This is a genomic window from Streptomyces sp. OfavH-34-F (assembly GCF_022347745.1).
Lineage (GTDB): Bacteria > Actinomycetota > Actinomycetes > Streptomycetales > Streptomycetaceae > Streptomyces.
Window position 1 is genome coordinate 1 of the sequence record NZ_JAKRGC010000199.1, and the last position, 11,766, is coordinate 11,766.

General features: G+C 71.0%; 15 protein-coding genes. 8 read left to right on the top strand and 7 right to left on the bottom strand.

Annotation, left to right across the window (positions count from 1 at the left end; all coding sequences use genetic code 11):
• On the top strand, positions 1-866 hold an 866-nt coding region (locus MHW47_RS24115; RefSeq protein ID WP_239225868.1), incomplete at its 5' end, for a zinc ribbon domain-containing protein.
• A gap of 485 nt (positions 867-1,351) precedes the next feature.
• On the opposite strand, the gene MHW47_RS24120 is transcribed toward MHW47_RS24115, so the two are convergent.
• Entirely contained in the window at positions 1,352-1,708 is a 357-nt protein-coding gene (locus MHW47_RS24120; RefSeq protein ID WP_239225869.1) for a hypothetical protein, read from the bottom strand.
• 140 nt (positions 1,709-1,848) lie between these two features.
• On the opposite strand from MHW47_RS24120, the gene MHW47_RS24125 reads away from it, so the two are divergent.
• Positions 1,849-2,037 carry a hypothetical protein gene (locus tag MHW47_RS24125; protein ID WP_239225870.1) on the top strand — a complete coding sequence of 63 codons (189 nt, stop codon included), beginning with the start codon at positions 1,849-1,851 and terminating at the stop codon, positions 2,035-2,037.
• A 153-nt stretch (positions 2,038-2,190) separates the two neighbouring features.
• On the opposite strand, the gene MHW47_RS24130 is transcribed toward MHW47_RS24125, so the two are convergent.
• The gene (locus MHW47_RS24130) at positions 2,191-2,595 is read right to left on the bottom strand and encodes a hypothetical protein (RefSeq protein WP_239225871.1); all 405 of its coding nucleotides are present in this window, start codon (positions 2,593-2,595) and stop codon (positions 2,191-2,193) included.
• A gap of 135 nt (positions 2,596-2,730) precedes the next feature.
• Here MHW47_RS24130 and MHW47_RS24135 point away from each other — a divergent pair, with 135 nt between their 5' ends.
• Positions 2,731-3,495, top strand: a complete 765-nt coding sequence (locus MHW47_RS24135) for a helix-turn-helix transcriptional regulator (RefSeq protein WP_239225872.1) — start codon at positions 2,731-2,733, stop codon at positions 3,493-3,495.
• Positions 3,492-3,740: a DUF397 domain-containing protein gene (locus tag MHW47_RS24140; protein WP_374230137.1), complete on the top strand. Its 249-nt coding sequence runs from the start codon at positions 3,492-3,494 to the stop codon at positions 3,738-3,740. Before MHW47_RS24135 ends, MHW47_RS24140 begins: the two co-directional genes overlap by 4 nt.
• Positions 3,741-3,754: 14 nt before the next feature.
• On the opposite strand, the gene glsA is transcribed toward MHW47_RS24140, so the two are convergent.
• From glsA to htpX, 3 genes are all read right to left on the bottom strand, one after another.
• Positions 3,755-4,786: a glutaminase A gene (gene glsA, locus MHW47_RS24145; protein ID WP_239225873.1), complete on the bottom strand. Its 1,032-nt coding sequence runs from the start codon at positions 4,784-4,786 to the stop codon at positions 3,755-3,757.
• 96 nt (positions 4,787-4,882) lie between these two features.
• Positions 4,883-5,467 carry a hypothetical protein gene (locus MHW47_RS24150; RefSeq protein ID WP_239225874.1) on the bottom strand — a complete coding sequence of 195 codons (585 nt, stop codon included), beginning with the start codon at positions 5,465-5,467 and terminating at the stop codon, positions 4,883-4,885.
• Positions 5,468-5,523: 56 nt separating this feature from the next.
• Positions 5,524-6,435, bottom strand: coding sequence for a zinc metalloprotease HtpX (gene htpX, locus MHW47_RS24155; RefSeq protein ID WP_239225875.1), 912 nt, complete (start codon positions 6,433-6,435; stop codon positions 5,524-5,526).
• A gap of 187 nt (positions 6,436-6,622) precedes the next feature.
• Here htpX and MHW47_RS24160 point away from each other — a divergent pair, with 187 nt between their 5' ends.
• Both MHW47_RS24160 and MHW47_RS24165 read left to right on the top strand, forming a co-directional pair.
• Positions 6,623-7,834, top strand: a complete 1,212-nt coding sequence (locus tag MHW47_RS24160) for a cytochrome P450 (protein WP_239225876.1) — start codon at positions 6,623-6,625, stop codon at positions 7,832-7,834.
• Between the two features lie 13 nt (positions 7,835-7,847).
• Positions 7,848-8,027 carry a ferredoxin gene (locus tag MHW47_RS24165; RefSeq protein WP_239225877.1) on the top strand — a complete coding sequence of 60 codons (180 nt, stop codon included), beginning with the start codon at positions 7,848-7,850 and terminating at the stop codon, positions 8,025-8,027.
• Positions 8,028-8,048: 21 nt separating this feature from the next.
• On the opposite strand, the gene MHW47_RS24170 is transcribed toward MHW47_RS24165, so the two are convergent.
• A complete protein-coding gene (locus tag MHW47_RS24170) occupies positions 8,049-8,747 on the bottom strand; it encodes a pyridoxal 5'-phosphate synthase (protein ID WP_239225878.1) in 699 nt (232 codons plus the stop codon).
• Between the two features lie 206 nt (positions 8,748-8,953).
• Positions 8,954-9,601 carry a TetR family transcriptional regulator gene (locus MHW47_RS24175; RefSeq protein ID WP_239225879.1) on the bottom strand — a complete coding sequence of 216 codons (648 nt, stop codon included), beginning with the start codon at positions 9,599-9,601 and terminating at the stop codon, positions 8,954-8,956.
• A gap of 300 nt (positions 9,602-9,901) precedes the next feature.
• Between MHW47_RS24175 and MHW47_RS24180 the strand changes: the two genes are divergently transcribed.
• On the top strand, positions 9,902-10,702 hold the full coding sequence (locus MHW47_RS24180; protein WP_239225880.1) for a VOC family protein: 801 nt from the start codon (positions 9,902-9,904) through the stop codon (positions 10,700-10,702).
• Positions 10,703-10,876: 174 nt separating this feature from the next.
• A partial coding sequence (locus MHW47_RS24185; RefSeq protein WP_239225881.1) for a serine/threonine-protein kinase occupies positions 10,877-11,766 on the top strand: 890 nt, incomplete at its 3' end.

Below are 11,766 nucleotides of genomic sequence, written 5' to 3' on the forward strand. Positions count from 1 at the left end.
AGCCGCCCGCGCGCCCGGTACGCCCCGCGCCCGCCCCCGTACGGCCGGGACGGCCGGAACCGGCCCGACCGGCGGCCCCGGAGGAGGAGCCGGTCGGCCCGGTACAACCCGGCATGCCGGTCGCCGCGCGCCCCACCGTCCGTACGGTGGCGGCCGAAGACGAGACGGACGGCGAGCCCTGTCCCTCGTGCGGGACGAAGAACCGGTCGGGCCGCACGTTCTGCCGGAACTGCGCCGAGCCGCTCAAGCCACGTGCGCAGGCCGCCGCGTTGCCGTGGTGGCGGACCCGGTGGCCGTTCAACCGCCGGGTCCGGGCGGGCTCGGGCCGGCTGCTGCGGGGCACCCTGATCGCGCTGGTGGTCGCGGGGCTCCTGGTGGGGGGCTTCCTGCTGTTCCCGGCGGGCCGCTACGTCGTGGAGGACGTGCGCGACAAGCTCGGCGGCACGGGTGAGGTGAGCCCGGCCCGCGTCTCGGCGAGCGCCTCGGCCGCGGGCCACCCGGCGAAGGAGGCGGTGGACAGCCTGACGAACACGTACTGGGGCGCGCCCAAGCTCGGCGACTCGCTGACGGCGGAGTTCGACGCCCCGTTCCGCCTGGTCGGCATCGCCGTCCACACGGGCATCTCCAAGAAACCGGAGAACTTCCGCAAGGGAGCCCGCCCGACGCGCGCGGACCTGCTCATCACGACGAAGGACGGAAAGGTCCACGAGAAGAAGATGACCCTGGCCGACAAGCCGGGCGAACAGACCCTGCGCACAGGCATCAGCGACGTCATATCGATCCGCTTCGTCATACGCGAGGCCACAGGCCAACAGAACGGCCACCCGATAGCCCTGGGCGAGATCGAGTACTTCAAGCGAACGTAGGACCCGGCCGGGCCTTGGCGGGAGGCGAGCCCGGCCGCGCAGCCCACGCGCACCGGGCATCGCCTGCCAAAGGCGGTGCTCCGCACACCTAGACCATGGTCAGGAGGTGGTCAGTGGGGCCGTAGTCGATCTCCCAGTCGGCATAGACCCCCGCGAGGCCATCTGGTTCACATCGAGCGACCTCTTGTTCGGCCGCCACCAAGGCACGCCATTCCTTCATCCCCAGGTCATCGCTTTCTGGACTCACAGCTTCACCGGGTTCGGTCCCACCTCCTGAAAACCTCCTTTCGCCAGGGCTTCTACGGTCCTGAAGATCGATGCGAATCCAGCTCATCATCGAGTGCATGAACCAGGCGAGCCCGGTCGTAGACCGTAAGCCGGACCCCCCGTCCGCCGCAGCCCACGCCGCCGGCGCCCGGCGAAGCCGCATGCCTTCGTCGGCATAGCCGCGCCCCTGATCGGCTGTCGCCGATGGGCGGACCCGCTCACGGCCTGAGCCGGTCCTGCTGCACGTCGAAGCAGACCAGCCCCATGGACTCCGCCACGGTCGCCGCGTAGGCCGATGTCTCCTCGGCCATGCTCCAACGCATGGGGAAGTAGATCAGCGGGCCGCTGGCCTCACCGATCAACGGGCCGGTTGACCAGGGCGACATGTCCTCCTCGTCCTCGGTGAGGTCGCACCACCGCTCAAGCAGCGCAGCCACATAAGCCGCGATGCGTTCGGACGGAGGCTCTGCCACCGCGCCGTCGATGTAGCGGTCGTACAACTCGTTGAAGGCTCGGCCGGCGGTCTTGTCGTCCGCCGGCCTCTCGCCTTCCCAGACAGCGAGGTCGTAGCTCATGTCAGGACACTCTCACGTCGCTCTGACACCCATAAGAAACGTCTTAGACCGCGTTTGAGATCTGCCGTAGCCTGCTGCCAGTGGCGTGTGAGGAGGGGAAATGGGTTACTGGCGTGGGCCTTTCTCTGGGCGGACGCTTCGTGGGTAGACGTCGCTATGTGGCCAGAGGCGTGCCTGGCGGGTACCGCATCTGGGACAACCGAGGGCGCCGGTGGTGGGGCGACCTGTACGAGCTCTGCCCCGACGACCTCACTGCCGAACTGAACGGCGAGGCCAACCCCGCGAAGCTGACCGCTCTCCTCAAGCGATACAGAGCCCTGAAGCGGTAGGGCTGACGTCATGACGAGAGGCGAAGGGGTCGTGGGCCCGGTCGCAGAGCGGGCCGACCTCGGGTGAGTCGACGGATCAACCTCTGTTGCGTTGATGTCCGTCTCCCGCCTTCCGCTCGTTGCCCGTTGCACCGCGACGAACGGGGGCGCCGGCTACTCACCGGCGACGAGTTGGGCCGTTACTACGCCGTGCAGCAGCTCCGCGTCCACGAAGTCGCCTTCCTCCGGGGGCCCGCAACGCCAGCTCAGCGGGTACGTGTTGCCCTCAGCTGCCGGAATTCCGACGTACTGGTCCCACGCGGCCGGTCCGAAGCACTTGGCGCCCGGGGGCCAGTCGTAGTCACGGCTGGTGCCGGGCTCCAGCAGGAAGTAGGTCCACCGCTCTCCACAGGTCTCCCGTACGACCGGCCCCGGATCACCGTCCGTGAGAGTCATCAGATGGTGCACGGTCGCCTCGCCCCGTACGCCCCGCATCCGGATGGCGTCGAAGTGGATGCCGGTCAGGTGGAGTTGATGCCCCGAGGCGGGAACCCATTCGGGCAGTTTCTTCTGCTTCATGGCTACGAGCATTCCGCCATGTGCGTAGCGTGACCAGGAGGACGCGATCCACATCGGGGCGATGTGGGGAAGGGGCGGTGAGCTGTGGGGTCGAGCGATGAGGTGAGTCACGGGCGGCGGCTCGTAGGCGAGTTGATGCGCATTCACCGGGCGCGGGCCGGGTTCACGCAGAAGGCGGCCTCCGAGAAGCTGCTCGTCTCGGAATCGCTGCTGGGTGCGGTGGAGCGCGCGGAACGCATCCCGTCGTTGGAACTGCTCACGGACTCCGAAGTGCTGTACCAGGCGAACGGTGCGTTGAAGGCGTGCTGCGACCTGGTGGATGAGGAGAAGTACGCGCCCAAGTTCCTGAACTGGGCCAAGCTGGAACGAACGGCTCGGGTCATCAGCGCGTACGAGACGATGCTGATTCCGGGGCTGCTCCAGACGGAGGCGTACGCCCTCGCGCTGTACCGCGCACGCGTTCCGGCGTACACGGAAGCCGAGATCATCCAGCACGTCGAAGCGCGATTGGAACGGCAGGCGGTGCTGGAGCGGACGCCGCCGCCACGCGTGGGCTTCGTTATCGAGGAATCGGTGCTCGACCGAACGCTGGGTGGCCCAGAGGTGCTCAAGGAGCAACTGCGGCACATGCTCGACTGTATTGAGCGGTACAACCACCTGACGGTTCAGGTGATGCCCTCAGCGCAGCACACACATGCGGGTTTGAACGGCCCCATGCAGCTGATGACCACGGCGGAGGGCCGCGCTCTGCTGTTCGCGGAGGCGCAGGGCGGCGATAGGCTGATCTCGCAGCCGGAGCAGGTGGGCGACATGTTCGACCTCTTCGGAATCTTGCGGGCTCAGGCGCTCAATCCCTGGAAGTCCGTGGAGATCATCGAGACGAAGGTGAGACAACTGTGAGCCACGTGTCCGGGCTGGCCTGGTTCAAGTCCAGTTACAGCAACAACGAAGGCGGGGCCTGCATCGAGGTCGCCTACGACTGGCGCAAGTCCAGCTACAGCGGCAACACAGGCGGCGACTGCGTCGAGGTCGCCACCTGCCCCCACACCGTCCATGTCCGGGACTCCAAGGTCACCGACGGTCCGACGTTCGCCGTCGCCCCGGACGCCTGGACCGCGTTCCTGGGGCACGCCACGGCGGGTTGATCACGGGGCGGTCGTCAGGCGGTCGCCTCCGCGTGTGGCGTCGAGGCGAACAGGTCCATGCCGAGCGCCCCGGACAGGAAGTGGGCCACGCGCTGGCCGCGGACGCTGTTGCCGGCCTCGTCCAGGCGGGGTGAGAACACCGCGAGGCTGCCCTTGCCGGGGGCGACGGTGATGATGCCGCCGGAGACCCCGCTCTTGCCGGGCATGCCGACCTCGTACAGCCAGTCGCCGCTGCGTTCGTACAGGCCCGCCGTGGCCAGCGCGGAGAGGGTGTCGCGGCAGACGCCGGCGGCCACGACCTGCTCGCCGGTGAGGGGGCAGACGCCGCCGTTGGCGAGGGTCGCGCCCATGGCCGCGAGGTCGCGGGCGGAGACGGTCAGCGAGCACTGCCGGGTGTAGAGGTCGGTGGTCGTCGTGGGGTCACCGGCCAGGGCGCCGTAGCTGTCCAGCAGGCGGGCGATGGACTCGTTGCGCTGGTTGGTCGCGGCCTCGGAGGTGTACACCCGGTCGTCCACGAGCAGGTCCCGGCCCGCGAAGCGGGACAGGCCGCGCCGGATGAAGTCCCACTGCTCCCGCGGCGACGCACCCGGCACCAGCGCGGTCGTGGCCAGGGCCCCCGCGTTGACCATGGGGTTCATGGGGCTGCCGTGGTTGAGTTCGACCGCCAGGACCGAGTTGAACGGCAGGCCGGTGCTGTTGACCCCGATCCGCCGCCGCACCGTCTCACGCCCCAGCGCGTCGTTGACCAGGGCGAACACGAACGGCTTGGAGACGGACTGGATCGAGAACATGTGGTCCGCGTCGCCGGCCGCGTGGACGCCGCCGCTGACATGGGCGACGGCGATGCCGAACAGCTCCGGGTCCGCCTCGGCGAGCACCGGGATGTAGTCGGCGACCTTCCCGCCCCGGTCGTCCCGGAACCGCCGGTGCACGCCCTCCAGGGACGCCCGCACGGCCTCGTCGGTCGGGAGCCGCCCGGTGGAGACGGCGGCCCGCGCCGTCCGGGGGTCCGCGACGTCCCCGGTGTCATGGAGCACGCCGGCCATCCGCCACCTCCTGCATTCCGGCCCCGTTCGCGGGGACCGCTCCCGACTACCTGTACCGCACACCCCCGCCCCCCGCAGCCCCACCCGTACCGCCCCTCACAGCCCCGGCGCCCCCCACACCGGGAACCACCGGGACAGGTCCTTCTCCACCCGGAGGTCGTCGGCCAGCGCGGCGCGGACCTGGAGTTCCAGTTGGTTGTCGCGCTTCTCGGCGGCGCCCGGCACCGGGGCGAAGGGGTAGAAGGTGCCGCGCTTGTAGAGGTAGACCAGGGCCAGGGCGCGGCCCGCCGGGTCCTTGAAGGCGACCAGGGAGCACAGGAGCTGCGGGCCGAAGCCGGCGTCCTGGAGCAGGGTGTTGACCGCGTGCAGGTCGTTGACCAGGGCGGCGGTGTCCTCGGCGGGCTGGCGGGCCAGCAGCCAGGTGTAGCCGTACGAGTCCCGGCTGAACTCCACCGGGATGCCCCCGCGCCCCGTGTCCGCGTCGAGGAGTTCGCGTACGTCCTGCTGGATGCGGGCGAAGGCGGAGCCCTCCACGCCCGCGAAGCACACCGAGCCCCGGCCGGTCGGGGCGAAGCCCGTCGCGGCCCGCAGGGTCAGCGCGGCGGAGGGCACCGCGAAGAGCTGGTCCAGGTCGGGGCGGACCGGCTTGCTGCGGCCCAGGATCGTGTCGAGCAGACCCACGGCAATTCCTTCCGGCGGGACGGGACGGGACGGGCGCCCTCACAGGACGAGCGCCCTCACGGGCGGGACAGGTCGGCCGAGATGCGGGCCAGCTGGTCCAGGCGCTGCTCCAGCGTCGGATGCGTGGAGAGCAGCCGGCCGATGCTCTCCTTCGACGCGAACGCCGGAACGAAGTAGAACGCGTTGTACGGCTCCGCCTTCCGCAGGTCCTCCGTGGGAATCCGGGCCATCTGGCCGCTCACCTTCGTCAGCGCGGAGGCCAGGGCGGAGGGGCGGCCGGTCAGCAGGGCGGCGGTCCGGTCGGCGGACAGTTCGCGGTAGCGCGACAGGAGCCGGGTCAGCAGGAAGCTCAGCGCGTAGACGACCGCGCTGACCAGCGGGATCAGCATGAGGATGATGCCCGAGGGGTCGTTGCTCCGGTTGCTCCGGGCGAAGCCGCCCCACAGCGCGACCCGGGTGATGATCCCGGCGAGGACGCCCAGGAACGAGGCGATCGTCATGACCGCCACGTCCCGGTGCGCGACGTGCGACATCTCGTGCGCGAGGACCCCCTCCAGCTCCTCCGGCTCCAGCCGGCGCAGCAACCCCGTCGTCGCACAGACGAGCGAGGACTTCTGGCTGCGTCCCGTCGCGAACGCGTTCGGCACATCGCTCTCCGCGACCGCCACGCGCGGCTTCGGCATATCGGCAAGAGCGCAGATCCGGTCGATCGCGCCGTGCAGTTCGGGCGCCTCGGCCGGGGACACCTCGCGCGCGCCCATGCTGAACGCCGCGATCCGGTCGCTGAACCAGAACTGGGCCACGAACATCCCGCCGACCAGGACCAGGATGAGCGGCCAGGACCCCTGGAGCACCGCCAGCAGCACCCCGACCAGGACCACGTACAGCAGCCCGATCAGAAACATGGTGGTCACCATGCGGGTGGTCAGCCCGCGGTCGGTCGCGTACCTGCCACGCGTAGGGCTCATCGGGCGACCTCCAGTCCTCGCCGTGTCCCGGTTGTGGCGCCTGTCTTCCATGGTGCGCCCCACCGGCCGAAAACGGCGGAAACCGGAGGGTGGGGGGATGTGGCCGAAGAGGGTCTGGCCCCGATAGGTGCCTGAGGCATCTAGTGGGGGTGATCGGCAGGACCACCCCCCTCGCTGTGAGGTCCGCATGACACAGATCCAGTCCGAGACGATTCCCTTCCCGCAGGACCGCACCTGTCCGTACGAGCCGCCCGCCGGATACCCCCGTGCCGGCCGGGACCGGGGCCCCGTGTCCCGGGTGCGGCTCTACGACGGCCGTACGGTGTGGCTGGTGACCGGGCACGCCGAGGCGCGCGCCCTGCTGGCCGACCCCCGGCTGTCGTCCGACCGCTCCCACCCCGCGTTCCCGCTCTTCGCGGCCCGGCTGGCCGCGGTCCAGCAGCGGCGCGTCGAACTGCTCGGCGTGGACGACCCGGAACACAACGCGCAGCGCCGCAAGCTCATCCCGAGCTTCACGCTGCGCCGCACGGCCGCCCTGCGCCCGCGCATCGAGCAGATCGTGACCGGGCTGCTGGACGCGATGGTCGCCCAGGGCCCGCCCGCCGAGTTGGTCGGTGCCTTCGCGTTGCCGGTGCCGTCCATGGTCATCTGCGAGCTGCTCGGGGTGCCGTACGAGGACCACGACTTCTTCGAGGACCGCTCCCGCAGGCTGCTCCGGGGCCCCGAACCGGCCGACGTGGTTGCGGCGCGGGACGACCTGGACGCGTACTTCCGCGAGCTGATCGACCGGAAGCGCCGGCGGCCCGGCCCGGGGGAGGGGCTGCTGGACGAGCTGATCGCCGGGCAGCTGGAGTCCGGCGCGATGGACGGTGAGGAACTGGTGCGGCTGGCGGAGATCCTGCTCGTCGCCGGCCACGAGACCACCGCGAACATGATCGCGCTCGGCACGTACACGCTGCTGCGCCACCCGGACCAGCTGGCCCGGTTCACGCAGGGCGACGGGGCCGGGGTGCCGGCCGCCGTGGAGGAGCTGCTGCGCTTCCTGTCCATCGCGGACGGGCTCTCGCGGCTGGCCGTCGAGGACATCGAGGTCGGCGGGGTGACGATCCGGGCCGGGGAGGGCGTGCTGCTGTCCACCGCGGTGATCAACCGGGACGCGTCCGTCTTCCCGGAGCCGGACGCGCTGGACCTCGGGCGCGGCGGGCGCAACCACGTGGCGTTCGGCTTCGGCATCCACCAGTGCCTGGGCCAGAACCTGGCCCGCGCCGAACTGGAGATCGCGCTGCCGGCCCTGTTCCGCCGGCTGCCGGGGCTGCGGCTCGCGGTGGCCCCGGAGGAGGTCCGGGTGAAACCGGGGGACACGGTGCAGGGGCTGCTGGAACTGCCGGTGACGTGGTGAGGAGGGGCGGACGATGAAGATCGCCATCGACAAGGACGTGTGCATCGGCGCCGGTCAGTGTGCGCTCGCCGCGCCGAAGGTGTTCACCCAGGACGACGACGGGCTGAGCGAGGTGCTCCCCGGCGCGGAACCGGGCCCGATGGTCGCGGAAGCGGCCCGCGCCTGCCCCGTGGGGGCGATCAGGACGGAGTGAGGCGGGGGCGGGCCGGGCGCCTCAGGGCCAGAGCCGTTCGCGCTCCCACGTCCCCGCCCCGGTCCGCACGTCCGCCGTGCGCCGGTACCGCAGGCGCACGTGCCGCCGCCCCGCGTCGCCCTGGAAGAACTCCGCCTCGCGCGGCTCGACCACGTACCGCGTCCAGCTCGCCACCTCCGCGCCGGGCTCCTCGGCCGCCCGGCGCCAGGCCGCGTCGAAGGCGCGTCCCAGGTCGTCCGCCGGGTCGAGGATCTCGCTCTGCCGCCCCACCAGGGCCGCCGCCAGGGCGCCGGTGGAGCGGGCGTGCAGATCGGCGGCGCTCTCGGCGGTGGGGCAGGCGGTGACGGGGCCCCGGACCCGGATCTGCCGTCCCTGGACCGGCCAGTAGAAGCCGAGCGCGGCGTACGGCCTGGCGGCCAGCTGGCCGCCCTTGGCGCTGGTGGAGTGCGTGGCGAAGTGCCAGCCGCGCTCGTCCACGTCGTGCAGCATCAGCGTCCGTACGTCAGGCAGGCCGTCGGCGTCCGCCGTGGCCAGGGACATGGTGTGCGGCTCGGGCTGCCCGGCCGCCACGGCCTCCGCGAACCAGTCGAGGAAGAGGGCGTGCGGGGTGGCCGGCGCGGTGTCCGGGTCGAAGGCGGGCAGCGGGGAGTCCCAGACGCGCTGGGCGTGCAGCAGATCGAGGAAGGACTGCCGGGCGGCGGGATCGAGTGCGTCGGTCATGTGCCCATTGCACCCCAGGACCGGGGCGCCCTGCAGCGCAGGACCGGGGCGCCGGGCATGGCGGGCGGCGGTGGCCGGGTGGTCTCGCGTACGCGCACGGCCGCAGGTCCCGGATACGCCGGTGGCGGACCACGGGAGTGGTCCGCCGCCGGTGAGACAGGACCTGGGGGCCGCCGGGGTCACCGTGCGCCGCCCCAGCGGGGTGCTTACTTCGAGGGCTTCCGGCCGGTGATGCCGAGGTGCACCAACAGGACCAGATTGGGCTTGAGTTCGGCCTGCTTGACGCCCCAGGCGGTGAACCCCTTCTGGTGCGAGGCGACGCCGGCCAGCATGACCACCAGCGAGCCCGCCATCGCGGCGGCGCTGACGTCCTTGTCGACCTTGCCCTTCGCCTGGAGTTCCTTCACGGACTCCGTGAGCGAGCCCGTGACGGAGTTCAGGATCTTCATGCGGATCTTGTTGAACCGCTTGTCGCCCTCGGCCGCGCCGAGATCGACCACGCGCAGAATCGCGTCGTTCCGGCGCCAGAAGTCGAGGAATCCCTCGACGAGTTGTTCGGCGGTCTGCCAGCCCGACTTGCCGACCCAGGAACGCCCGGCGACAAGTTCCGTCAGCCCGGAGCCCTCCTTCGCCATCTCTTCGGCGATTTCGAGGACCGCTCCCTCGACGTCGGGAAAATACTGGTAGAAGGTAGCCGGTGAAGTCCCCGCCTTACGGGCGACGTCGATGACTTTGACGTCCCGGTACGGCGAGGAACTGAGCATCTCGCTGAGGCAGTCGAGCAGCTTCTGCCGCGTCGCCTGGCCGCGCCGACCGGCCACGCGGCCGTCGACGGTGCGTACTTGTCCTGTCATGCCGTCAGCTTACCGACGGGTGATCGGAGCGCGATTTGGCGAGAGCAAATGGGGAATGCGGCCTGCTCCGCGCCATTTCGCACCGCCTCCGAGACCCTTTTCCCGTTCCCTCTTCTCCCTCATTTCACTCTCGTTCCACCACCCCGTGAGCGCGGTGTGATGAGTGTTATGAACAGCCTGTGGATAACTTCGGTGGATAACTTTAGAACGTACGTGCGATATGGGGGCGCCCCGGAGCGCGGGGTGTGCGCCGCGCGGTTACGTTGGGTAGGACGAGGGACGACGGAAGGATTCGGGCCCATGGCCGCGTTCGCGCAGTCCGTACCGTGCTGGGTCGATGTGCAGCTCCCCGACCTGGAGGCCGGCAAGCGCTTCTACGGCGAGCTGTTCGGCTGGACCTTCCGGCCCGCCGGGAGCCACCGCGCCGACGCCCTCGGCGACGGCAGGCTCGTCGCCGCGCTGGCCGCCAAGAAGGACGGCCGGATGCCCACCGCCTGGGGCGTCTACTTCGCCACCGGTGACATCGAGGCGTCCGTCGCCCGGGTCCGCGCCGCCGGCGGCCAGGTGATCACCGAACCGGTCCCGTCCGGCCGGGACGGGGTGCTCGCCCTGGCGGCCGACCCGGGCGGCGCGGTCTTCGGCCTCTGGCAGGCCGGGGAGCGCGCGGGCTTCCAGAAGCGGAACGAACCCGGCTCCTTCTGCTGGACCGAGGTCCACACCCGCAACAAGGACCGCGTCGACCCCTTCTACGAGGAGGTCTTCGGCTTCCGGGGCGCGGACGTGGACGACTCGCCCCTGGACGTGCCCGACACCGACGAGCACCGCGTCGACTTCCGCACCTGGTCCCCGCCCGGCACCGAACCCGGCCCCGACACGGCGGTCGGCGGGCGCAGCGTCATCACGGACGCGTTCCCGGCCGAGCTGCCCAGCCACTTCCTGAACTACTTCAACGTCACCGACTGCGACGAGACCGCCCGCACCGTCCAGCGCCTCGGCGGCCGGGTCACCGAACCGCCGCTCGACATCCCGTACGGACGGATGGCTGTCCTCCAGGACGACCAGGGCGCCGAGTTCGCCGTACTTCAGGAACCTGTGTCCTGATACGGGAAGAGTGGTACGGGACACCCCGATCCGCCCCCGAGTTCGCAACCCGGGGCCCGGCCAGGAACAATCGGGGTGCGCACCGCCGGGGAGCGCCCAGTGATGAGACGCTGCACCCGGCGGGATTTTCGCGGACCTCCGTCGCCGGAGGTCCGTACGGGGAGGTGGCAAGTAGTGGAGCAGCTGACGCAGCACGACCCGAGGCGGATCGGCCCCTTCGAGGTGCTGGGACGACTCGGGGCCGGCGGCATGGGGCTGGTCTATCTGGCCCGTTCGGCCTCGGGCCGGCGGGTGGCGATCAAGACCGTCCGCACGGAGCTGGCCGAGGACCAGCTGTTCCGGGTGCGCTTCACGCGTGAGGTGGAGGCGGCGCGCGCCGTCAGCGGCTTCTACACCGCCGCCGTCGTGGACGCCGACCCGCGCGCCGCCGTGCCGTGGCTCGCCACCGCGTACGTGCCCGCCCCCTCGCTGGAGGAGATCGTCAACGAGTGCGGGCCGATGCCCGCGCAGGCGGTGCGCTGGCTGGCGGCCGGCATCGCCGAGGCCCTCCAGTCCATCCACGGGGCGCAGCTCGTCCACCGCGACATGAAGCCGTCGAACGTGCTCGTCGTGGAGGACGGCCCCCGGGTCATCGACTTCGGCATCGCGTCCGGCGTCTCCAACACCCGGCTCACCATGACCAACGTGGCCGTCGGCACCCCCGCGTACATGTCGCCCGAGCAGGCGCGGGACTCGCGGAGCGTGACCGGGGCCAGCGACATCTTCTCGCTCGGCTCGACGCTGGTGTTCGCCGCGACCGGCCACGCCCCGTACCGGGGCGCCAACCCGGTCGAGACGGTGTTCATGCTGCTGCGCGAGGGGCCCGACCTCACCGGCCTGCCGGAGGAGCTGCGGCCGCTGATCGAGTCCTGCATGCAGATGGACGCCTCGCTGCGGCCCAGCCCCGCCGACCTCCAGGCCCAGCTCGCCCCGCACCTCTTCGCCTCCGGCGGGGGCGACGACGGCGGTACGGCGTCCGCGTGGCTGCCGGCCGCCGCGACCGCCCTGATCGAACAGCGCCGGGG